Here is a 22,718-nt window from a genome sequence, read left to right as displayed (position 1 = left end):
TGCTTCTCACCCCCGGGGCCCCCCCCCGCGGGGGGTGGGGTTCCTGCCTCCCCCCCCCCCCCCCACCGCCGCAGATGATCAGCTCTCGCCGGCGCCAGTGGCGTCGTCGGCGGGCTCGGTCGTCGTGACCACGATGGGCCGCAACCGGGCCCACAGGCCGAACAGGATGCCCACCACGAGCATCACGATTCCGCCCCACAGGTTGATGTTGACGCCGGCCGCCTTGTCCAGGCCGGCCTGGCTGGTGAACGCGATGCCCATCACGGTGAGCACCACGCCGTACACCACGAACAGCAGGGCCAGCACGTAGCGGAGGTCGAACAGCCCCACGCGCTGCTTCTTCACAGGCTCGCTCATCGAAGTCTGTCCTCCCTCACCAGAAGATGACGTTCAGCACGGCCGCCAGCACGAGCACACCGACGCCGAGCACCACCGGCTTGCGGTACCAGCCGGCGTTCTCGCCGGTGTCCGAGTGCTTGAGGCTGTCCCGCGGGGTCAGCGACCACACCAGCCCGACCAGCTCCGAGTCCGGCTTGGGCGCGGTCACCAGCGTGACGATGACGCTGATCACGATGTCCATGATGAACGCCGCGCTGGCCGCCACGAAGGCGCCGCCCTGGCCCGACAGCGCGAACACGCCCGAGCGGGTGAGGATGTCGACGGTGACCGCCGACGCGGTGCCGACGATCAGGCCGACGCCGCCGGCCATCGGCGTCATCCGCTTCCAGAACATGCCCAGCAGGAACGTCGCGAACAACGGCGCGTTGAAGAAGCCGAACAACGTCTGGAGGTAGTCCATGATGTTGTTGAACTGGCCGGCGATGAACGCGGTGCCGATGGCGATGACACAGCCGACGATGGTGATCATCCGGCCGACCCGCAGGTAGTACCCGTCGGGCTTGTCCTTGACGACGTAGGTCTGCCACAGGTCGTAGGTGAAGACCGTGTTGAACGAGCTCACGCTGGCCGCCATGCCGGCCATGAACGCCGCCACCAGGCCGGTGATGGCCACGCCGAGCATGCCGTTGGGCAGCAGGTCGCGGATCAGCAGCTCGATGGTGTTGTTGTAGGTGACGCCGTTGTCCAGTGTGCCGCCGCTGGCCTTGAACTTGGCCAGCTCGGGCGAGATCACCGCGGCGATCATGCCCGGGATGAAGATCAGCAGCACGATCAGCGTCTTCGGGTACGCGCCGATCAGCGGCGTGCGCCGGGCGGCCGACATGCTCTTGGCCGACAGCGCGCGCTGCACCTCGGCGAAGTTGGTCGTCCAGTAGCCGAAGGACAGCACGAAGCCGAGGCCGAACACCAGGCCGATGACCGAGAGCACCGGGTTGGCGATGCCGGTCAGGTTGGAGCCGGGCCAGGAGTGCAGCTCGGCCGAGGCGTCGGCGTTGGCCGCGGTCAGCTTGGCCACCAGGCCGTTCCAGCCGCCCACCTTGTACAGACCGACGATGGTCAGCGGCAGCAGCATCGCCACGATCACGAAGAACTGCATGACCTCGTTGTAGATGGCCGCCGACAGCCCGCCCAGCGTGGTGTACGCCAGCACGACCGCGGCCGCGACGATGATCGCCACCCAGGTCGGCCAGCCCAGCAGCAGGTTGATCACGGTGGCCAGCGCGAACAGGTTGACGCCGGCGATCAACACCTGGGCCAGCGCGAAGCTGAGGCTGTTGACCAGGTGCGCGAAGCGGCCGAAGCGACGGAGCAGGAACTCCGGCACGCTGCGGACCTTCGAGCCGTAGTAAAAGGGCATCATGACCAGGCCGAGGAAGACCATGGCCGGGATGGCGCCGATCCAGTAGTAGTGCACCGTCGGCACGCCGTACTGCGCGCCGTTGGCCGTCATGCCGAAGATCTCGACCGCGCCCAGGTTGGCCGAGATGAAGGCCAGGCCGGTCACCCAGGCCGGCATCGACCGGCCGGACAGGAAGAAGTCCAGGCTGGAGGACACCGAGCGGCGAGCCAGCGCGCCGATGCCCAGCACCAGGACGAAGTAGAAGCCGAGCAGGACGTAGTCCACGGGCCCGGCGTCCAGCCGGAGGTTCGCGTCCGCCAGGACGTTCACCGGCTCACCTCCACACATCGAACAGCACCGAACAGCATTCACCACCATGTGGCGGAAGCGAACGTTACCGCACAGGCATGGAGCGGTGAACAGGCCGAAACCCAGCTGTTGTTTTGTTGGAAGGTCACACTAAATGACCATGGGGGACCCCGCTTGGTGACGCGGGGTCACAAGAGGATCACGGGTTGGCGCGCAGCAGGCCCGCGACCTGGTCAAGATCACTGCGGGTAGCCGCCCGTGCGCCGCCGTGCAGCGCGAAGCCGTCGTTGACCATGCGCGGGATCACATGTAGGTGCACGTGGAAGACGGACTGCCCGGCCGCGCGGCCGTCGGCCAAGATCAGGTTGATGCCGTCGGCCGGCAACGCGCTGTCACGAATTCGCGCCGCCAATCGTTGGGCTAACGGGAACATCAGCGCGCCCGTCGCCTCCGGCAGCTCGGCCAGGTTCGTCGCATGGCGCTTGGGGACGACGAGCACGTGGCCACGGTTGATCGGCATCAGGTCGCAGAAGGCGATCAGGTTCTCGTCCTCATGCACCACGCTCGCCGGCACGGCACCGGACACGATGGCGCAGAACACACAATTCCGGTCCAAACTGGACACCCTTTCGGCACTGTCAGACTGACAAGGTGCCGGAGCCTCTCACGTTGGTCACCGCCGTCACCTCGTGGACGCCGGATCCCGTGTCCCTGCTGGTCATCGTGCTGCTGGGCGGGTGGTACTGGCGGTCCGTCCGCCGGGTCGAAGGCTGGCCCCGCGCCCGCGTCGTCGCCTTCTACGCCGCCGGGCTCGGGTCGTACGCGATCGCCACGCTGTCGAGCATCGGCGTCTACGCGGACACCCTGTTCCTGATGCGCGCGGCCCAGGTCATCCTGCTGTTGATGGTGACTCCCTTGGGCTTGGCCCTCGGCGCGCCCTTCACGCTGCTGCGCGACACCGGACCGGCGGCACTGGTGGTACGCCTGCGTTCCTTGCTGCACAGCCCTTTCGGCAAGGTCATCGCCTTCCCGGCCACCGCGTCCGTGCTGCTCATCGCCACGCCGTGGCTGCTGTACTTCACCGCCTGGTACCCCGCCGTGCTGCGGTCCGCGGTGGTGGACGAGCTCACCCGGCTGCTGTTGGTTCTGATCGGTCTTGTTTACTTTTGGAGCCGTTTGCAGCTCGATCCCGTGCCGCGGCGCTTCCACCACCTGGTGTCGGTGTGGATCACCCTGGTCGAGGTGGTCGGCGACGCCACTCTCGGGCTCACGCTGTGGTTCTCCGGGCACATCGTGGCCCAGGACTACTACCAGGCCCTCGGCCGCACGTGGGGCCCCGATCTCCGGTTGGACCAGACCTTCGGCGCCGGCGTGCTGTGGATCGTCGGCGACCTGGCCGGGCTCCCGTTCCTCGGCGCCCTGCTGAACCGCATGACCAAGGAAGACGCCAAGCAGGCCAAGGAGATCGACCAGGTCCTCGACGAGCAGGAGGCCGCCGGCGAGGACTCGGATCGCCCGTGGTGGGAAACCGACCCCACCCTGGCGGAGCGCTTCAAGCGCCGCTGAACCCCCGCGAGTCCCGCTCAGCGTCACACCGAAACCCGTCCTCCGTCAGCCCACCTCGTCGTCATATGCGGTCCGGATGTGCCGCTGGGAGGCAAGCACGACGCGCATGTGACAGTCGGATGTGCGCGAAAGCGTATTTCGGTGTGACTGAGAGCGGGACTCGCCGGGGTGTGCCGGTCAGGCGGGGGTGTGCGCCGCCTGCTCGGCGTCCGGCAGATAGTCCTTGTAAGCGCCACTCTCCCAGGTGGACCACTGGTCCCAGTTCGCGCCCTGCGAGGAGATGTCGAAGGCGGCCTTGGCGTTCTCCACCGGGTCGAAGGCCTGCTGCTCGGTGACCTCGGGGTGCCAGTAGTCGTTGATCTGCCACAGGCCGCGGTCGCGGGTGCAGTTCTCGTTGACGAGCAGGGCATGCGTGAAGCCGCTGCTCTCGGCCAGGGCCACGGCGACGGCGTTGACCAGCCCGTCCCCGGTGAAGCCGGCGTCCTTGGCCAGCTTGGCCAGTTGAGCAGCCGAGTACTGGTCGCCCTCGGACCTGCTCACCGACTTGCACTTCTGGTGCTCGACCGGGGCGGAGGCCTGCACGTGAGCAGGCGGCACCGCCCCCGGGACGGATCCAGCCAGCAACGCCGATGCCGCAACAGCGGCGAGCCGGGACAGCGCTTGAATCACCTCGGGGCTCCGAACTGCCGACGGGAACGTGAACACGTCCAGCTATGCCAGCAATTCCGGGCCGGTGCGAGGAATCTGTCCCGATCGGGACGAAAACCGCCTGTCGCGCAACCGAAAGCGGTGGACCACCTAGTGAATGGGTCGCGGTTGCGCCGTCGCACAATTGTTGCACAACCACGACGTCGAAGTCACGACCGGCGCGGAACCATCATCCACCAACGGATGGAAAGTCCTTGTCAGGCTCCGATCCGGGCATCCATCCAGGCCGCGATCCGGGCCAGGGCCGGCATCGCGAGCGGGGCGCCCATGTTCGTGAAGGCGTGCGGGCAGCCGGGCCATATCTCCAGCGTGGCCTCGTTGCCGGCCAACTCCCAGCGTGCCGCCAGAAACGCCGAATCATCGACCAGCGGATCGAGTTCGCCCACCGTCAACAAGGCCGGCGGCATACCGGCGAGGTCGGCGAACAACGGCGACACCGACGGATCACGACGACGTTCGGAATCCCACCCCGGCAGGCTGATCTCCACGACGCTGTCGAGAATCGTGCGCCCGAGAACGGGAGTCTCCCCGGTGGCCCGACGCGCGCTCGGCGTCTGGGAAAGGTCGTACACCCCGCTGTCCAGCTGCGCCCCCACGATCCGCTCGAATCCAGCCTCTCCCCGGAGTCGAATCAGCGTCGCCGCGGCCAGGTGAGCCCCGGCGGAAATGCCACCCAGCAACAACTTTCGCGTCGGATACCGCTCGATCATCCACCGCGCGGCCGTGACGCAGTCCTCGATCTGCTCCCGCACCGTCACGTCCGGCACCAGCCGGTACTCCGGGCTGATCACCACGACCTGACTGGCACGGGCCAGGACGTCGTTCACGGCGTCGTCGTCCTCGGGCCGCCCCGCGGCAAAACCGCCGCCGTGCACCCGCATCACCACGCCCTTGGGCTCACCCTCGGGAATGAACACCCGCAGCCGGATTTCCCCGCCGGGGCCGACGATTCGCTGCTCGGTCGGCGTCAGCACGGTGACGGGCGGCGGCGGGGAGCTGATCTCGCGTAGCAGCGCCAGTCCTTCCGCCGTGCGGGCGTCCGGGTGCGGCGCCTCGGCGAAAACCTTGTTGGCCGCCCACTGTTCCCGCAGCAAGCCAGGCTCGACGTCGATCATCACCGCACCTCGCTAATCGGATCGAGGGAGGCCGCGGTCGCCTCGTCGTGATCGGTGGAAACGCTGATATAGCGCCACTTCTCATCCTCGGCGGCCCGAGCCTGCGCCACCACCGCGGCGTAGTGCACGGCGTCGCTGCCCAGCAGCAGGCGGACCGGCGGCTCGTCCAGCGCGGCCACCGCCAGCACGACCTGCGCCACCTTGACCGGATCACCGGCGGCCTGAACCTCATTGCTGCCGAGCATGGCGGCCATCGCGCCGACGGTCGGCCGGTACGGCTCGCTGATCGGCGGCACGTGCATGGAGGAACCGGCCCAGTCGGTGCGCATGCCGCCCGGCTCCAGCACCGTCACCTTGATGCCCAGCGGCGCGACCTCCTGGGCCAGCACCTCGGAGAAGCCGCCGACGGCCCATTTCGCCGCCTGGTACGCCGACAGGCCGGGCGTCGCCACCCGGCCGCCGACCGAGGAGACCTGGATGATGCGGCCGCTTCCCTGTGCCCGCAGCGTCGGCAGGACCGCCTTGCTCACGTTGACCACGCCCAGCAGATTGGTCTCCAGCTGGGCCCGGAAGTCCGACGGCTCGATGTCCTCGACCGAGGCCAGGTTGGCGTAGCCGGCGTTGTTGACCACGACGTCCAAGCGGCCGAAGGCGTCCACCGCCGACTGCACCGCCCGCCGCGCCGCCTCGGCGTCGACGACGTCCAGGGCCACCGGCAGCACCCGGTCGCCGTGCTGCGCCACCAGGTCGGCCAGTTGCTCGGGCCGGCGGGCCGTCGCCACCACCCGATGCCCAGCGGCCAGCGCCGCCAGCACGATTTCCCGGCCCAGACCACGGGAACTACCCGTCACCAACCACACCTCGGACATGATCGCCCCTTATTGAGTGAACGTTCATTTGTAGAACCAGGCTAGGCCCGCACTCGAACCACTGTCAAGTGAACGTTCACTCAATAGCGATGAGCGTCACGCCCGGAGCAACGCCTACCGCCGAACGAGCCCCGCCCATCGGCCCCCTGAGCAGCGCAGCGACACCGGCTTGATCCGTTCGGCTGAGCCTGCGGCATAGGCGTTTGCCGCCGCTCGGCCCTCGGGTACTGATCCGAAGGGGGCCACACCACTGTGAGGTCGCCCCATGGCCGACTACGGCATCGACGTCAGCAGCTTCAACACCATCACCAGCTGGCCGGACGTGCGCGCCGGCGGCAACGCGTGGGCGTGGGCCAAGGCGACGCAGGGCAGCGGGTACACGAACCCGTTGTTCGGCGGGCAGTTCGCCGGCTCCTCGGCCGCCGGGCTGATCACCGGCGCGTACCACTTCGCCGACCCCAACCCCGGGGTGCCGGCCAACGTGGACCACTTCGTGACGGTGGCCAGCCCGGTCGGGGCGTTCGCCGACGGCGCCATGGTTCCGTTGCTGGACATCGAGAACGACCCCGCCGACGGCGTCAACTGGACGGCCGACAGCGCCAACGCCTTCATCGCCGCGTTCCGCGACGCCCTGCGCATCGCCACCGGCCAACCCAAGCTGTGCGTGTACGCGTCACAGAGCTGGTGGCTCGGCGGCATGCTGCGCCCCGACGACTGGGCCGACGACAACGTCTACCTCTGCGCCGCCCGATTCGGCGTCGATCCCGGCGACGTCGGCTGGGCCCACCCGCGACTGGCCGCGCACCAGTACACCAACGAGGCCCCCACGCCGGGTTCCGCCGGGCCGACCGACCGCAGCGTCACCATCGGGACCTTCGACGCCGCCGCGCTGACGATCTAGACGCGCCGACCGCCTGGAACAGGCTCGGTGATCTAGAACAGGCGGAACTCGTCCGAGTCCGTGCCCTTGAGCGCGTCGTAGTCCAGCGTCACGCAGCGGATCCCGCGGTCCTCGGCCAGGGTCCGGGCCTGTGGCTTGATCTGCTGCGCCGCGAACACGCCCTTGACCGGGGCCAGCAGCGGGTCCCGGTTGAGCAGCTCCAGGTACCGGGTCAGCTGCTCGACGCCGTCGATCTCGCCCCGGCGCTTGATCTCCACCGCCACCGACACGCCGTCGTGGTCGCGGCACATCAGGTCCACCGGCCCGATCGCCGTCGGGAACTCCCGCCGCACCAGGGACCAGCCGTCACCCAATGTGGTGACGTGCTCGGCCAGCAGCACCTGGAGGTGGGCCTCCACGCCGTCCTTGACCAGGCCCGGCTCGATGCCCAGCTCGTGCTTGGAGTCGTGCATGACCTCCTCGACGGAGATCACCAGCTTCTCGCCGGCCTTGTTCTGCACGGTCCACACGCCCGGGTCCTCGATCAACCAGCACGGCGGGCTCATCCAGTTCAGCGGCTTGTAGGCGCGGTCGTCGGAGTGCACCGACACCGACCCGTCGGCCTTGATGAGCAGCAGCCGGTTGGCCATCGGCAGGTGGGCGGTCAGCCTGCCGACGTAGTCGACCTGGCACCGCGCGATCACAAGACGCACGGCGAACGAAGTTACCCGGGCGATCACCACCGCCCACGCCCGGGGCTTGTCGCCTCCGTCCCAGCGACGATCACCAGGCCCGCACGAGCCTGCCTGTCCCCGGCCCAGGAGAACGCTCGGCCCCGCCCCTGCTTCGCCCGGTTGCTGGATTTTTTGAGGCCCGCCACCCAACTCGCCCCACCACCCGAGCCGATGCGGGCCTCGAAAAATCCAGCAAGGGCGAGGCAGGGGCTTAAAGGGGGCCGAGCCCCGCGCGGAACGCGCGGCAAACTAGCACCATGCTTGAATCACGTGAGGTGTACCGCAACGCCTGGATGACCGTTCGCGAGGACGACATCCGCCGCCCGGACGGGTCGACCGGCATCTACGGCGTCATCGACAAGCCCCACTACGCCCTGGTCGTGCCGCTCGACGGCGACCGGCTGCACCTGGTGGAGCAATACCGGTACCCGCTGGGCCGACGGCGGTGGGAGTTCTGCCAGGGCACGGCGCCCGACCTGGCCAGCGTGGAGGCCAAGGAGCTGGCCGCCCGCGAGCTGCGGGAGGAGACCGGGCTGCGCGCCGAGCACATGGTGGAGCTGGGCGTGCTCGACGTCGCGCCGGGCATGTCCAGCCAGCGCGGCACGGTGTTCCTGGCCACGGGGCTGACGGAGGGCGAGCCCGAGCGTGAGCTGGAGGAGCAGGACATGCGCACGGCGTGGTTCCACCGCGCCGAGTTCGAGGCCATGATGGCCCGCGGCGAGATCAGCGACGCCCAGACCGTCGCCGCGTACATGCTGCTGCTCCTGCACGAGTCCCGGCAGCCGTAGATCCACTACGTGTCCGGCGAAAAGTCTTAAGCTCGTCTACATGATGGACGTGCGACGGCTCGTGCTGCTGCGGGATCTGGCCGAGTACCAGACGGTGACGGCGGTGGCCGACGTGCACCACGTGACGGCGTCGGCGGTGTCGCAGCAGCTGCGGGCGTTGGAGGCCGAGGTCGGCAAGCCGCTGCTGCTGCGCGAGGGCCGGACGCTGCGGCTGACCTCGGCCGGACGGGCCCTGGCCCGCCGCTGCGAGGACGTGCTCGCCGCCCTGGAACGGGCGTCGGCCGAGGTCAACGAGCTGGCCGGCACCATCGACGGCGAGCTGGCGGTGGGCAGCTTCACCAGCGCCTTCCCCTCGGTCGCGATGCCGATGGCCGAGACGCTGCAGGCCCGGCACCCGCAGCTGAGGTACCGGTTCCACGAGGGCGAGCCGGAGGAGACCATCGCGTTGCTGCGGCAGCGGCGGCTCGATCTCGTGGTGGCCTACCGCTATCGGCACCTGGGCACCGAGCTCCCGCCGGGGCTGGTGGCGCTGCCGGTGTGCGACGACCCGTTCCTGATCTGCGTGCCGGAGAAGCTGCGCGAGCTGGTGGAGACCGAGGGCCTGTCGGCGCTGAGCGAGCAGTCCTGGGTGGCGTTGCCGGAGGGCAGCTGCCGCGAGGCCAACGTGCACGCGGCGCGGACCGCCGGTTTCACGCCGAAGCTGACGCACACCTGCGCGAGCATCCCGGTCGCGCTCGACCTCGTCGCCGCCGGCCTCAGCGTGACCATGATGCCGGCCATGGCCGTCCGCAGCGCCCCGCCCGGCGTCGCGCTCGTGCCGGCCCCCGGGCTGCACCGGAAGATCGAGGTCGTGGTGCGGGCCGGCACCGAACGCCAGCCCGTGATCGCCGCGGCCCTGGCCGCGCTGGCCGAGCCGTAGGCCGGATCCCCTGCCACGACAAGGGATCCGGCCGTCATCGGGTCAGGATCCGTACACCTGGAACTCCGAGACCTGGCCGGCGGGCCAGCCGTCGTTGCCGGTGAAGTTGAGCCGCAGGTAACGCTGGCTCGTCGCCGGAACGGTGATCGTCACGGAGTTGCCGGTGGCCGGGTCGAACCGGTAGCCGGCCGAGCCGACGACCGTGCTGAACGAACCGCCGTCGGCAGAACCCTGCACGGACAAGGTTTCCGTGCGGGCGCCCCACGCGGTGGAGGGCGGCAGGGTCAGCACGATGCGGCGCACCGACGTCGAGGAGCCGAGGTCGACCTGGAGCCACTGCGGGAAGGCGTTGTTGGCGCTTTCCCAGTAGCTGCCGGTGTTGTTGTCGTTGGCGTTGCCCGGGCCGTAGACCTGGGTGTAGCTGCTGGCCGACATCGCCTTGCCCAGAGCCAGGTTGCCGCTCGGCGGGGTGGTGGTCGTGGTCGTCGTTGTTGTCGTGGTGGTGGTTGTGGTGGTCGTCGTCGTGGTCGGGCCGCCGTCACCGGGGTAGGTGTAGACCGGAGCCGGCCACGGGCCGCAGTACGGAGTGGCGGTGTACCAACCGGAATTGCCGCTGCCCTGGGTGATGGTGAAGCTGCCGCCGAGACAGCTGTAGATCGGGTTGGACGCGCCGACGTGGGCCGCGGTCACGTTGGTGAAGCTGGCGGAGCCACCGGCTTGCAGTTGCAGCACAAAGGTTCCGGTGCCGTCGATGGTGATGTTGCTGAAGTGCACGTTGCTGACGGTCGAGCCCTCGACGGTCTGGATCGCCTCGTACGAGCTGTCGATCAGGTTGGAGTCGGTGACGTTGATCGTCCCGTCAAGCGCGCCCTGCTGGGCGTCGAACCAGATCGCGCCGACCCCGAACTGCCAGTTGGGATCGAGCACGCCGGCACGCAGGGTTGTGTTGCGGGCCAAGGTGGTCGTGCCGGCGACGTGCACCGAGTTGAACCGGTTGGCGACGTGGATGCCGCCGCCCTGGGTCTGGGTGTCGGTCACGACGTTGTCGGTGACGCTGTTGTCGTGCCCGCCGTAGATGGCGATGTTGTTGGCCAGCATCGGCAGCTCGACAGTGTTGAAGGAGAAGGTGTTGTCGTGGTCGGCGTTGATCTCCGACCACATGGCCAGCCCGTCGTCACCGAGGTTGCGCAGGAAGTTGTTGGTGACGGTGACGTGGCTGATGCCGTCGTGCAGGTTCAGGCCGTCGGCGGTGGTGTCGAGGATCCGGTTGTTGGACACGGTCAGGCCGTCGAACGGGCCGTCCAGCCAGAGCCCGACCTTCACGTGCTGAAGCCACAGGCCGGAGACCACGGAGCCGCCGCCGAGCGCGCCGCCGATGGCGTTGACCTGGTCGCAGTCGTTGCGCTCGGTGACCTCGCCCATGATCGCGAAGTCGTAGAGCTTGACGTTGCTGCTGACGCCGGAGTTGCCGCCCTGGCCGCAGCTGTTGGGCTCGCCGAGGCCGAACACGCCGACCCGGTTGCCGTGCAGCACGGTGTACCACTGGCCCGCGCCCTGGATCGTCACGTTGTTGACGGTCAGGTGCTGGTTGACCGTGTAGGTGCCCTGCGGCACGTACAGCACCTTGCCCTGCGAGGACGCGGCGGCGATGGCGGTGACGAAGGCGCTGCCGGAATCGGCCCCGCCGGTGGGGTCTGCGCCGTATGAGGCGACCGACAGGGAGTTAGCCGGCTGGCCGATCGGCGCGGCGACGTTCTCGAAGTCGGCGGTGTCCAGCGTGACCGCGACCGAGGCGGCGTCGAGCTGGAACTTCACCTTGGTGCCGGCGGCCAGCGTGCTGCCGAACATGGTCCGCACGTCGTCGTACAGGTGGTGCTGGTTGCCCGCGCCCGGGTCGTTGGTGAAGGGGTAGCCGCCGTAGTACCAGCTGTACTTGTTGGTCAGCGTCAGGTCGCGGTTCTTGGCCCCGTTGACGTAGACCGCGATCGGCGTCGTGTACGCGGCGCCGCCACCGGCGTCGGGCACGGAGTAGTGCAGGGTCACGGCGTTGGCCGCCGCGGTGAGGGTGAACTCGACGTACCGGCCGTTGCCGGACAGGGTGACCGCCTTGCGGCCCGAGGCCTCGCCGGCCAGCGTGCCGGCGGCCCGGTTGGGGCCGATCACGGTGCCGTTGGTGCCGGCCGCTTCGGCCTCGTACTCGGTGAACGGGACGCTCGCCCCTCGGCCGCCGGTCGCGGCCGACGCCGACGGCGCCGCGTGCGGGGCCGCGAGGGCCAGGCCGACGAGCGTGGCGACGCCCAGGCCGGCCGCGCCCAGTCGTAGGGATAAGGAACGCAGGGATCGCTCAGACATCGTCGTCTCCACTTCGGCGGGCAGGGTGCCTTGGTGTGACGGCCACCATAAGAAGACGAGACGATAATCTGCAATATCTGTATCAAAAAGTCGCAAACTTTCTATAGTTTCATGCAAGCATGCGACAGCCACGCAAGCCGCGAGTCCCGCTCTCCAGCAACCATGCGTCGAGTTACGGAACTCGACCCAGGGTGTCCCAACAGTTGCCCGAGAGCGGGACTCGCGGTGGTGTTGGGGTCAGTTCGTCCAGGTGGGGTGGCGTTTTTCGAGGAAGGCGGCCATGCCTTCGCGGGCGTCGTCGAGCTGGGAGGCGGCGGCCATGACCTCCAGGGCCAGGGCGTAGGCGTCGGCCTCGGGGCGGTCCAGCTGCGCGTACAGGGTCCGCTTGCCCAGGGCCTTCGACGCCCGGCTCCCCCGCGTCGCCCGGGCCAGCAACTCCTCCACCGCGGCGTCGAGCGAGTCATCCGGCACGACGCGGTTGACCAGGCCCCACTCCAACGCCGTGGCGGCGTCGACGGGGTCGCCGGTGAGGGCCATCTCCATCAGCCGCTTGCGGCCGATGGCCCGAGCCACGGGCACCGACGGCGTGTGGCAGAACCAGCCGCCATGGCCGCCAGGCAGGGCGAAGGCCGCTGAAGAGGCAGCCACGGCCAGGTCGCACGAGGCGACGAGCTGGCAGCCGGCAGCGGTCGCCAGGCCGTGCACACGGGCGATCACGACCTGAGGAGCCGACTGGAGGGCCTGCATCAGGGAGGTGCAGACGGCCAGGAGATCGCGGACGCCGAGGAGGTCGCGGGAGGCGACGTCGCCGAAGTCGTGGCCGGCCGAGAAGACAGGCCCGGCGGCGGCCAGCACGAGGCCGGTGGCGTCGGAGGCGGCCACCGACCGGACGGCGTCCAGCAGCTCGCGGAGGTGGTCTTCGGACAGCGAATTGCGCCGAGACGGGCGGTTCATGGTGATCCGTGCCGTCGCGCCGGCACGGTCGAGCAGGATGTGCTGGTAGGAGGCCATGACACCACGCTGCCACAGGCCCGGAAGCATTCACAGGCAGTCACCCGACGCGTGCGCAGCGCATTCCGGCGAAATCGCGCAAGTACCATTGGTGAGCGAATTCCGGAGTTCGTTCCGGGCAATGCGCGCCGTTCGGGGCGTCACGGCGACGGTCGTCACCCTCTGTCGACAAGTTGGACCGAGCACCAAAGCCTGTTCACCCATATGACCTAGCATCGCTTAGGCCATGTGGGTTACGTCGGCGGCCTCCTGGCCGCCATTTCAATCACAATCCCGCCACGGACGGGCGATGAATCTGGCGCCGTTCAGCCACAGGTAAGAGAGTCTGCTGAACTCGGGGGAACTGGTGAGTTCCCAACGGGAGCAATTGACGCACGTGCCGCCGAAGGCAGGGGTGAGACGATGACGGCGCCCATGGAAGTTCCGGGCGACGCGGTCCAGGCTGAGCCTGAGGCCGTGCTGGCCGGGATGGGCAAGGCGATCGAGGGCCGTTCGCTGCGGCAGATCGCCTGGTTGCGACTGAAGCGGGACCGAGTCGCGATGGCCGGCGGTGTGGTCGTCGTGATCCTGGTTCTCGCCGCCGCGGCGGCGTTCGTCATGGACCGGGTGTTCGGCCTCATCCCGACCACGGAGTTCAACCAGTCGCTGATCGACCCCGACCTGCAGATCCCCAAGGGCTTCTTCGGCGGCCTGAGCGCCGACCACCCGCTGGGCGTCGAGCCGGTCAACGGCCGCGACCTGCTGGCCCGCATCTTCGCCGGGTCCTGGGTGTCGCTGCTGATCGCCTTCCTGTCCACGGTGGTGTCGGTGGTCATCGGCACCGTGCTCGGGGTGATCGCCGGCTTCTTCGGCGGCTGGGTCGACACGCTGATCAGCCGGCTGATGGACGTCTTCCTGGCGTTCCCGCTGCTGCTGTTCTCGCTGGCGCTGGCCGGCGTGGTGCCGGACACCGCGTTCGGTCTGTCCGGCGACGCGCTGCGCATCGCCCTGCTGATCTTCATCATCGGCTTCTTCAACTGGTCGTACATCGGCCGGATCATCCGCGGCCAGACGCTGTCGCTGCGCGAACGTGAGTTCGTCGACGCCGCGCGCAGCCTCGGCGCACGGGCTCCGCACATCCTGTTCCGGGAGCTGCTGCCCAACCTGGCCGCGCCGATCCTGGTGTACTCCACGCTGTTGATCCCGACCAACGTGCTGTTCGAGTCGGCGCTGTCCTACCTCGGCGTCGGCGTTCGCCCGCCCACCCCGACCTGGGGCGGCATGCTGTCCGACGCCACGCAGTACTACCAGATCGACCCGGAGTTCATGCTCGTGCCGGGTATCGCGATCTTCATCACGGTGTTGGCGTTCAACCTGTTCGGTGACGGTCTGCGCGACGCGCTCGACCCACGTGCCCGCTAGCGGGACACAGCCTTCCCACCAGTCTGGAAGCAGTTCGAGAAGAGGGGTTGACCAGATCATGAAGAGAAAGCGGGTCATGGCGGCGGTTGCCGTCGCCTCCGCGCTCGCCGTGGGCCTGACCGCGTGTGGCGGCGGTGGCGGTTCGAGTTCGAACAACACCGCGGGCGGCGCCTCCGGGTTCAACGCCGGGGCCGACAAGGTGGTCAACCCCTCGGACGCCAAGGGCGGCGTCATCAAGATGGCGAACTCCGGCGACTGGGACTCGCTGGACCCGGGCGACACGTACTACGCGTACTCCTGGAACTTCGTCCGCCTCTACGGCCGGTCCCTGGTGACGTTCCAGTCGGCGCCGGGCGCCGAGGGCGCGAAGCTCGTGCCGGACCTGGCGGAGTCGCTCGGCAAGCCCAGCGACGACAGCAAGACCTGGACCTACAAGCTCCGCAGCGGCGTCAAGTTCGAGGACGGCAAGACCGTCACGTCCAAGGACGTCAAGTACGCCGTCGAGCGCTCGCTGGACAAGACCGTCTTCCCCAACGGTCCGACGTACTTCAACGACTACCTGGACCTGGGCGACTACAAGACGCCCTACAGCGACCCGACGCCGGACAAGCTCGGCCTCAAGGCCATCGAGACGCCGGACGACTCGACCATCGTGTTCCACCTGAAGACGGCGTTCTCCGGCTTCGACTACTTCGCCATGCTGCCCTCGACCATCCCGGTCGAGCAGGCCAAGGACACCGGCTCCAAGTACAAGGAGCACGTGGTCTCCACCGGCCCGTACATGTTCAAGGAAAACAACCTCGGCAAGAACTTCACGCTGGTCCGCAACCCGCAGTGGGACCAGAAGACGGACCCGGTGCGCAAGGCGCTGCCGGACGAGTACGACGTGTCGCTCAACGTCAACGCCGACGACATCGACAACCGCCTGCTCTCGGGCGACCTCGACGTCGACATCGCGGGCTCCGGCGTGCAGGCGGCGGCCCAGGGCAAGATCCTGAGCGACCAGGCCAAGAAGGCCAACGCGGACGACCCGACGGTGGCTCGGCTCTGGTACACCTCGATCAACGGTGACGTGGCCCCGCTGGACAACGTCCACTGCCGCAAGGCGGTCGAGTACGCCGCGGACAAGACCGGCTACCTCGCCGCGTACGGCGGCCAGACCGGCGGCCAGGTCGCGACCAACATGATGCCCCCGATCATTCCGGGCGCCGAGTCGTTCAACACCTACGAGACGCCGAACAACGCCGGCGACCCGGCCAAGGCCAAGCAGGAGCTGCAGGCCTGCGGCAAGGCCGACGGCTTCGAGACCAACATCTCCTACCGGGCCGAGCGCCCGAAGGAGAAGGCGGCGGCCGAGGCGTTGCAGCAGTCGCTGTCCAAGGCCGGCATCAAGCTGACCATCAAGCCGTTCCCGACCGGCGACTACTACAAGCTGTACGCCGGCAAGCCGGACTACGCCAAGAGCAACAACCTCGGTCTGATGATCAACGGGTGGGGCGCCGACTGGCCGGACGGCTTCGGCTTCCTCAGCCAGATCGTCGACAGCCGGGTCATCCGGGCCTCGGGCGGCAACACCAACCTGTCGGTCAAGGACCCCGCCGTGGACGCGCTCATCGACAAGGCGCTGACCACGACCGACACCTCGGCCCGCGAGAAGGTCTGGGTCGACGTGGACAAGAAGGTCATGGACGACGCCTACACGCTGCCCGGACTCTGGTCGAAGGGCCTGCTCTACCGGCCGCCGCACCTGACCAACGTGTTCGTCAGCAACGGCTACCAGATGTACGACTACCTCGCCCTCGGCGTCAAGAAGTAAGCGGGAAGGTAGGTGAAGGCGTAGGGCACTCGGCCGCCGCCGTCCGTTTCGACGGCGACGGCCGGGCTGCTGTCAGCCGTCCCCGTGTTCGCATATCTGATTCGTCGCCTGCTCGGGGCGATCGTGATGCTGTTCATCGTCAGCATCGCGGTCTTCCTGATCTTCTTCCTGCTGCCCCGCATCGGTGGCGCGACCGCGGACGACCTGGCCTCGCGCTACGTCGGCAAGACCGCGGACGCGGCGCAGATCCACCTGATGGCGCAGAAGCTCGGGTTCACCGACCCGCTGTACGTCCAGTACGGGCGGTTCCTGGCCGGCATCTTCGCCGGCGCCGACTACAGCACCGGCCCGACGACCGTGCACTGCCCGGCTCCGTGCCTCGGCTACTCGTTCATCACGCAGAACCCGGTGCTGCCGGACCTGCTCGACCGCTTCCCGGTGACGCTGTCGCTGGCCATCGGCGGCGCGATCGTTTGGCTGTCCTTCGGCGTCTCGGCCGGTGTGGTCTCCGCGCTGCGCAAGGGTTCGCTGTTCGACCGGACCGCGATGGGCATCGCGCTGGCCGGCGTGTCACTGCCGATCTTCTTCACCGGTCTGTTGGCGCTGAACATCTTCAGCTACAACCTCGGCTGGTTCCCGGCGGGCGGCAGCTACACCAACTTCACCGACAACCCGGCGCTGTGGGCCTACGACCTGGTCCTGCCGTGGGTGACGCTGGCCTTCCTCAACGCCGCCGCGTACGCCCGGCTGACCCGAGCCGGCATGCTGGAGACGATGGGCGAGGACTTCATCCGCACCGCGCGGGCCAAGGGCCTGCCGGAGCGGACCGTGGTCGTCCGGCACGGCCTGCGGGCCGCGCTGACCCCGATCACCACCATCTTCGGCCTGGACATCGGCATCCTGCTGGGCAGCTCGATCCTGACCGAGCACACGTACTCGCTCAACGGCCTCGGCGCGTACGCGTTGCAGGCGATCACCAGCAACGACCTGCCGAAGGTGCTGGGCGTGACCATCCTGGCCGCCACCTTCGTCATCGTGGCCAACCTGGTGGTGGACATTCTGTACGTGGTCATCGACCCGAGGGTGCGTATCTAGTGACCGATCTGTACGAGGCGCCGACGCAGCGCAGCTTCCTGGAGGTCGACGACCTCCGGGTGCACTTCAACACCGACGACGGCGTGGTCAAGTCGGTGGACGGGCTGTCGTTCAAGCTGGAGCGCGGCAAGACGCTGGGCATCGTCGGCGAGTCCGGCTCCGGCAAGAGCGTGAGCAGCATGGCCCTGATGGGCCTGCAGCGCTACGCCAAGGCCAAGATGTCGGGCGAGATCTGGCTGGACGGCGAGGAGCTGCTCTCGGCCGACGACGAGCACGTGCGCTCGTTGCGGGGCAAGAAGATGGCGATGATCTTCCAGGACCCGCTGTCGGCGATGCACCCGTTCTACACGGTCGGCGCGCAGATCATCGAGGCCTACCGGATCCACCACAAGGTGACCAAGGCGGTGGCCCGCAAGCACGCCATCGAGATGCTGGACCGGGTCGGCATCCCGCAGCCGAGCTCGCGCGTGGACGACTACCCGCACCAGTTCTCGGGCGGCATGCGGCAGCGCGCGATGATCGCCATGGCGCTGAGCTGCGACCCGGAGCTGTTGATCGCCGACGAGCCGACGACCGCGCTGGACGTCACCGTGCAGGCCCAGATCCTGGACCTGATCAAGGACCTCCAGCAGGAGTTCGGCTCGGCGGTCATCATCATCACGCACGACCTGGGCGTGGTGGCCGAGCTGGCCGACGACATCATGGTGATGTACGCCGGGCGCTCGGTGGAGCAGGGCAGCGCGCGCGAGGTGTTCCACTCGCCGCAGCACCCGTACACCTGGGGCCTGCTGGGCTCGATGCCGCGGCTGGACCGGGACCGCTCCGAGCGGCTGCTGCCGATCAAGGGCACCCCGCCCAGCCTGATCAACGTGCCCAGCGGCTGCGCCTTCCACCCGCGCTGCGCGTTCAAGGACCTGCCCGGCGAGGCCACCACGTCGCAGGTGCCCGAACTGGTCGACATCGGCGGCGGCCACAAGGTGGCCTGCCACATGACCGTCGACCAGCGGCTGCGTATCTGGACCAACGAGATCCAGCCGAAACTCTAGGAATATGGAGACCACTGTGGACAGTCTGTTGTCGGTTTCGGGGCTGCGCAAGCACTTCCCGATCCGCCGGGGACTGCTGCGCCGGCAGGTCGGTGCGGTCAAGGCCGTCGACGGGCTCGAGTTCTCGGTGCGGGCCGGCGAGACGCTGTCCCTGGTCGGCGAGTCGGGCTGCGGCAAGACCACGACCGGCCGGCTGTTGACGCGGCTGCTCGAACCGACCGAGGGCAAGATCGTCTTCGAGGGACGGGACATCACGCACCTGTCCAACGCGGCGATGCGGCCGCTGCGCCGCGACGTGCAGATGATCTTCCAGGACCCGTACTCGTCGCTCAACCCGCGGCACAACGTCGGCACCATCATCGGCGCCCCGTTCCGGCTGCAGAAGGTGTCGACGCCGCAGGGCGTGAAGAAGGCCGTGCAGGAGCTGCTGGAGTTGGTGGGGCTCAACCCCGAGCACTACAACCGCTACCCGCACGAGTTCTCCGGCGGGCAGCGCCAGCGCATCGGCATCGCCCGGACGCTGGCCCTGAAGCCCAAGCTCATCGTGGCCGACGAGCCGGTGTCCGCGCTGGACGTGTCCATCCAGGCCCAGGTGATCAACCTGCTGGAGGACCTGCAGAGCGAGCTGGACCTGACGTACGTGATGATCGCGCACGACCTGTCGGTGGTGCGGCACGTGTCGGACCGGGTGGCGGTGATGTACCTCGGCAAGATCATGGAGATCGCCGACCGCAACGCCCTGTACGAGCGGCCGATGCACCCGTACACGGTGGCGCTGATGTCGGCCGTGCCGGTGCCGGACCCCGACAACAAGGGCAAGCGGGAGCGCATCCGCCTGTTCGGGGACGTGCCCAGCCCGATCAACCCGCCGCCGGCCTGCCGCTTCCACACCCGGTGCTGGAAGGCCCAGGACAAGTGCAAGACGGTCGAGCCCCCGCTGGTGGAGCTCGCCCCCGGCCAGCAGGTCGCCTGCCACTTCCCCGAGAACGTCGCCACCACCCCCGACAAGACCACCGCCGCCGCCGAGTAGGCCCCGACACCCGCGAGTCCCGCTCTCGGGCAGCCATACAACCAGTTCCGAACCCCCGCGAGTCCCGCTCTCCGTCACACCGAAAGTCCGAATCCGTTTCGTGCTTTCGATGTGACGCTGGGCGGGACTCGCGGGGTTTTGCTGTCCGGGGTTGCCCGTTCGGACAGGGGGCGGGCATCGGCCGCACGATGCCCTTCACTCGCCCATATCCGGCCTGACCTGCGCTTATCGTGTGCCGCAACAGCACGATCCGGAGCTACCGTGACCGCAGTCACATCGTCTACAACTTGATTGTGCACGATGTAATCGCCTACGGTTCCTGACATCGAGAACGACCACGAAGGAGCCCCCGAGATGCGCATCAAGGCCACCATCGCCCGCACCCTGGCCGTCGGCGCCGCCGTCGCGCTGACCGCGACGCTGTCCCTGGCGCCGTCCTCCTCGGCCTCGCAGGCCACCCCGGACGCCGCCGAGCACCACGGCCCCAAGCCGACGGTGATCCTGGTGCACGGCGCTTTCGCGGACGCCTCCAGCTGGAACGGGGAGATCACCGAGCTGGAACGCCGCGGCTACCCGGTGATCGCGGCGGCCAACCCGCTGCGTGGCGTCGCCTCCGACGCGGCCTCCATCCGGGGCCTGATCGAAAGCGTCAAGGGCGACGTCATCGTCGTCGGCCACTCCTACGGCGGCCAGGTCATCACCAATGCCGCTCTTGGCGAGAAGAACGTGAAGGCCCTGGTCTACGTGGCCGCGTTCCTGCCCGAGAAGGGCGAGTCCGCCCTCGACCTGACCAACAAGTTCCCCGGCAGCACGCTGGGCGCCACCATCCAGACGGTCGCGCTGCCCGACGGCAACACCGACCTGTACGTGAAGCAGGACCTGTTCCCGAAGCAGTTCGCCGCCGACGTCCCGCTGTCGCAGGCCAAGCTCATGGCCGCCACCCAGCGGCCGGTCACCCAGGCCGCGCTGACCGAGCCCTCGGGCGACGCCGCCTGGCACACCATCCCGTCCTGGTCGATCATCCCCACCGGCGACAAGAACATCCCGGTGAAGGCCCAGGAGTGGATGGCCCAGCGCGCCCACGCCCACACCGTCGAGATCAAGGGCGCCTCGCACGCCGTGCTGGTCTCCCAGCCCCACGCCGTCACCGACCAGATCATCGCCGCCGCCAACGCCACCACCCGCTGACCCCAGTTATGCAGGGAAGGACGCCTTACCCTCGTTCAACGCGGGTAAGGCGTCCTTCCCTGCATTGGGGGGTAACTCAGAGGCCGTGGGCTTGGCGGATGACGGTGACGATCTCGTCCATGATCTGGGTGAGCTCGTAGTCCTTGGGGGTGAAGACGCGGGCCACGCCCTGAGCGGCCAGGGCGGCGGCGTCATCGGGGGGAATGATGCCGCCGACGATGACCGGCACGTCGCCGGCGCCGGCGGCCCGCAGGCCCTCGACCACGGCCGGCACGACCTCCAGGTGCGAGCCGGACAGCACGGACAGGCCGACGATGTGCACGTCCTCCTGGACAGCGGCGGCGACGATCTGGGCGGGTGTGAGCCGGATCCCCTGGTAGATGACCTCGAAGCCGACGTCACGGGCCCGCACGGCGATTTGCTCGGCCCCGTTGGAATGGCCGTCGAGACCGGGCTTGCCGACCAGGACCCGCAGCCGCTCCCCGATCTCACGGCCGGTCTCCCGCACGCGTTCCCGAACGGCGGAGATGGCCGAGCCGGCCTCGCCGCCGGCTGCGGCGCCGGAAACACCGGTGGGGGCCCGGTATTCGCCGAAGGCCTCGCGCAGCGCGGCCGCCCACTCGCCGGTCGTCACCCCGGCTTGGGCGCAGGCGAGGCTGGCTTCCATGAGGTTCTCGTCGGTCTTGGCGGCATCCCGCAGGGCGACCAGCGACGCCTCCGCGGCGGCGTTGTCCCGCGACGCCCGCCACCGTTGCAACGCCTCGACGGCCTGCTTCTCCACCGCCGGGTCGATGGTCTCGATGGCCTTCGCGCCCTCGGCCTGCAGCGGCGACGGTTCGCTGGTGTCGAACTTGTTCACGCCGACGATCACGTCCTCGCCGGCCTCCAGCCGCCGACGGCGCTCGGCCAGCGAGCTCACCAGCGAGGACTTCATGTAGCCGCTCTCCACGGCGGCCACCGCGCCGCCCATGGCCTGCACGCGGTCGATCTCGTCGCGGGCCCCGGCCAGCAGCTCGTCCACCTTGGCCTGCACCACGTGCGAGCCGTCGAAGATGTCCTCGTACTCCAGCAGATCCGTCTCGTAGGCCAGCACCTGCTGCATGCGCAGGGCCCACTGCTGGTCCCACGGCCGCGGCAGGCCGAGCGCCTCGTTCCACGCCGGCAGCTGGATGGCCCGGGCGCGGGCGTCGCGGGACAGCGACACCGCCAGCATCTCCAGCACGATGCGCTGCACGTTGTTCTCCGGCTGCGCCTCGGTCAGCCCCAGCGAGTTGACCTGCACGCCATAGCGGAACCGGCGCTGCTTGGGGTCCTCGATGCCGTAGCGGTCGCGGGTGATCTCGTCCCACAGCGCCGCGAACGCCCGCATCTTGCACATCTCCTCGACGAAACGCACGCCGGCGTTGACGAAGAAGGAGATGCGGGCGACCACGTCGCCCATGCGGTCGGGCGGCACCTGCCCGGAGTCGCGGACCGCGTCCAGCACCGCGATCGCCGTGCACATGGCGTAGGCGATCTCCTGCACGGGCGTCGCGCCGGCCTCCTGCAGGTGGTACGAGCAGACGTTGATCGGGTTCCACTTCGGCACGTTGGCCACGGTCCACGCGACCATGTCGGTGATCAGCCGCAGGCTCGGCCCGGGCGGGAACACGTAGGTGCCGCGGGACAGGTACTCCTTGATGATGTCGTTCTGCGTGGTGCCGGCCAGCTTGGCCACATCGGCGCCGTCCTCACGGGCGACGCTCACGTACAGGGCCAGCAGCCACATCGCGGTGGCGTTGATGGTCATGGACGTGTTGGCGTCGGCCATGGGGATCTGGTCGAACAGCTGGCGCATGTCGCCGATGTGGGCGATGGGCACGCCGACCTTGCCGACCTCGCCCCGGGCCAGCTCGTGGTCGGAGTCGTAGCCGGTCTGGGTCGGCAGGTCGAACGCCACCGACAGGCCGGTCTGCCCCTTGGCCAGGTTGCGCCGGTAGAGCGCGTTGGACGCGGCGGCCGAGGAGTGGCCGGCATACGTCCGCATCACCCAGGGGCGATCGCGGTCACGATCGGACGGGTACGGCACGGCCCACCTCCGGTCACGGCATCGTGTCGACCCAGCGTACTGGCGGGTAACATCGTTTACCCGGTGGACTTCCTCACACGATCGA

Annotated in this window: 20 protein-coding genes; 10 read left to right on the top strand and 10 right to left on the bottom strand. The window is 68.6% G+C overall.

Going from position 1 to position 22,718, the window contains the following annotated elements; translation table 11 throughout:
- Positions 1 to 78: 78 nt before the first annotated feature.
- The 3 genes from AB0M73_RS01985 to AB0M73_RS01975 all read right to left on the bottom strand — a co-directional run bounded on the left by AB0M73_RS01985 (position 79) and on the right by AB0M73_RS01975 (position 2,663).
- Positions 79 to 357 carry a hypothetical protein gene (locus AB0M73_RS01985; protein ID WP_363885658.1) on the bottom strand — a complete coding sequence of 93 codons (279 nt, stop codon included), beginning with the start codon at positions 355 to 357 and terminating at the stop codon, positions 79 to 81.
- Between the two features lie 16 nt (positions 358 to 373).
- On the bottom strand, positions 374 to 2,068 hold the full coding sequence (locus AB0M73_RS01980; protein ID WP_363885656.1) for a sodium:solute symporter family protein: 1,695 nt from the start codon (positions 2,066 to 2,068) through the stop codon (positions 374 to 376).
- 178 nt (positions 2,069 to 2,246) lie between these two features.
- Positions 2,247 to 2,663, bottom strand: coding sequence for an HIT family protein (locus tag AB0M73_RS01975; protein ID WP_363885654.1), 417 nt, complete (start codon positions 2,661 to 2,663; stop codon positions 2,247 to 2,249).
- A gap of 35 nt (positions 2,664 to 2,698) precedes the next feature.
- Between AB0M73_RS01975 and AB0M73_RS01970 the strand changes: the two genes are divergently transcribed.
- A complete protein-coding gene (locus AB0M73_RS01970; RefSeq protein ID WP_363885652.1) occupies positions 2,699 to 3,613 on the top strand; it encodes a cytochrome c oxidase assembly protein in 915 nt (304 codons plus the stop codon).
- A gap of 177 nt (positions 3,614 to 3,790) precedes the next feature.
- Here the strand turns inward: AB0M73_RS01970 and AB0M73_RS01965 are convergent, their stop codons facing one another.
- The 3 genes from AB0M73_RS01965 to AB0M73_RS01955 all read right to left on the bottom strand — a co-directional run bounded on the left by AB0M73_RS01965 (position 3,791) and on the right by AB0M73_RS01955 (position 6,305).
- On the bottom strand, positions 3,791 to 4,282 hold the full coding sequence (locus AB0M73_RS01965) for a hypothetical protein (protein WP_363885650.1): 492 nt from the start codon (positions 4,280 to 4,282) through the stop codon (positions 3,791 to 3,793).
- Between the two features lie 236 nt (positions 4,283 to 4,518).
- Positions 4,519 to 5,436: an alpha/beta hydrolase gene (locus AB0M73_RS01960; RefSeq protein WP_363885648.1), complete on the bottom strand. Its 918-nt coding sequence runs from the start codon at positions 5,434 to 5,436 to the stop codon at positions 4,519 to 4,521.
- Positions 5,436 to 6,305 (bottom strand): SDR family NAD(P)-dependent oxidoreductase, encoded by an 870-nt coding sequence (locus tag AB0M73_RS01955; protein WP_363885646.1) that lies wholly within the window; start codon positions 6,303 to 6,305, stop codon positions 5,436 to 5,438. Before AB0M73_RS01955 ends, AB0M73_RS01960 begins: the two co-directional genes overlap by 1 nt.
- A 265-nt stretch (positions 6,306 to 6,570) precedes the next feature.
- Here AB0M73_RS01955 and AB0M73_RS01950 point away from each other — a divergent pair, with 265 nt between their 5' ends.
- Complete coding sequence (locus tag AB0M73_RS01950) at positions 6,571 to 7,206, top strand: GH25 family lysozyme (RefSeq protein ID WP_363885644.1); 636 nt, start codon at positions 6,571 to 6,573, stop codon at positions 7,204 to 7,206.
- A gap of 32 nt (positions 7,207 to 7,238) precedes the next feature.
- Here the strand turns inward: AB0M73_RS01950 and nucS are convergent, their stop codons facing one another.
- Positions 7,239 to 7,898 carry an endonuclease NucS gene (nucS, locus tag AB0M73_RS01945; protein ID WP_043722386.1) on the bottom strand — a complete coding sequence of 220 codons (660 nt, stop codon included), beginning with the start codon at positions 7,896 to 7,898 and terminating at the stop codon, positions 7,239 to 7,241.
- Between the two features lie 278 nt (positions 7,899 to 8,176).
- On the opposite strand from nucS, the gene AB0M73_RS01940 reads away from it, so the two are divergent.
- Positions 8,177 to 8,707 carry an NUDIX hydrolase gene (locus AB0M73_RS01940; protein WP_363885642.1) on the top strand — a complete coding sequence of 177 codons (531 nt, stop codon included), beginning with the start codon at positions 8,177 to 8,179 and terminating at the stop codon, positions 8,705 to 8,707.
- A 40-nt stretch (positions 8,708 to 8,747) separates the two neighbouring features.
- Positions 8,748 to 9,626, top strand: coding sequence for a LysR substrate-binding domain-containing protein (locus AB0M73_RS01935; RefSeq protein WP_363885640.1), 879 nt, complete (start codon positions 8,748 to 8,750; stop codon positions 9,624 to 9,626).
- A 42-nt stretch (positions 9,627 to 9,668) separates the two neighbouring features.
- On the opposite strand, the gene AB0M73_RS01930 is transcribed toward AB0M73_RS01935, so the two are convergent.
- Together AB0M73_RS01930 and AB0M73_RS01925 are read right to left on the bottom strand one after the other, a co-directional pair.
- Positions 9,669 to 11,978 (bottom strand): discoidin domain-containing protein, encoded by a 2,310-nt coding sequence (locus AB0M73_RS01930; protein WP_363885638.1) that lies wholly within the window; start codon positions 11,976 to 11,978, stop codon positions 9,669 to 9,671.
- A 237-nt stretch (positions 11,979 to 12,215) separates the two neighbouring features.
- Entirely contained in the window at positions 12,216 to 12,989 is a 774-nt protein-coding gene (locus tag AB0M73_RS01925) for an enoyl-CoA hydratase-related protein (RefSeq protein WP_363885636.1), read from the bottom strand.
- Positions 12,990 to 13,391: 402 nt separating this feature from the next.
- On the opposite strand from AB0M73_RS01925, the gene AB0M73_RS01920 reads away from it, so the two are divergent.
- The 6 genes from AB0M73_RS01920 (at position 13,392) to AB0M73_RS01895 (ending at position 20,565) form a co-directional block, all read left to right on the top strand.
- Complete coding sequence (locus tag AB0M73_RS01920; protein ID WP_363885634.1) at positions 13,392 to 14,390, top strand: ABC transporter permease; 999 nt, start codon at positions 13,392 to 13,394, stop codon at positions 14,388 to 14,390.
- A 58-nt stretch (positions 14,391 to 14,448) separates the two neighbouring features.
- Positions 14,449 to 16,206 (top strand): ABC transporter substrate-binding protein, encoded by a 1,758-nt coding sequence (locus tag AB0M73_RS01915; RefSeq protein ID WP_043722381.1) that lies wholly within the window; start codon positions 14,449 to 14,451, stop codon positions 16,204 to 16,206.
- 84 nt (positions 16,207 to 16,290) lie between these two features.
- The gene (locus tag AB0M73_RS01910) at positions 16,291 to 17,301 is read left to right on the top strand and encodes an ABC transporter permease (protein WP_273935457.1); all 1,011 of its coding nucleotides are present in this window, start codon (positions 16,291 to 16,293) and stop codon (positions 17,299 to 17,301) included.
- Entirely contained in the window at positions 17,301 to 18,347 is a 1,047-nt protein-coding gene (locus AB0M73_RS01905) for an ABC transporter ATP-binding protein (RefSeq protein ID WP_043722376.1), read from the top strand. The genes AB0M73_RS01910 and AB0M73_RS01905 overlap by 1 nt, the downstream gene beginning before the upstream one ends.
- Positions 18,348 to 18,351: 4 nt before the next feature.
- Positions 18,352 to 19,377, top strand: coding sequence for a dipeptide ABC transporter ATP-binding protein (locus AB0M73_RS01900; RefSeq protein ID WP_363885631.1), 1,026 nt, complete (start codon positions 18,352 to 18,354; stop codon positions 19,375 to 19,377).
- A 354-nt stretch (positions 19,378 to 19,731) separates the two neighbouring features.
- On the top strand, positions 19,732 to 20,565 hold the full coding sequence (locus AB0M73_RS01895; protein ID WP_363885629.1) for an alpha/beta hydrolase: 834 nt from the start codon (positions 19,732 to 19,734) through the stop codon (positions 20,563 to 20,565).
- Positions 20,566 to 20,641: 76 nt separating this feature from the next.
- On the opposite strand, the gene AB0M73_RS01890 is transcribed toward AB0M73_RS01895, so the two are convergent.
- Positions 20,642 to 22,633 carry a protein meaA gene (locus AB0M73_RS01890; RefSeq protein WP_363885627.1) on the bottom strand — a complete coding sequence of 664 codons (1,992 nt, stop codon included), beginning with the start codon at positions 22,631 to 22,633 and terminating at the stop codon, positions 20,642 to 20,644.
- Positions 22,634 to 22,718 lie beyond the last annotated feature (85 nt).

The sequence above is a fragment of the Kutzneria sp. NPDC051319 genome (assembly GCF_040682195.1).
In the GTDB taxonomy this organism is placed as follows: Bacteria; Actinomycetota; Actinomycetes; order Mycobacteriales; family Pseudonocardiaceae; genus Kutzneria.
Note: the sequence above shows the minus strand (reverse complement) of the source record. Positions and strands in the feature narration are given on the sequence as shown.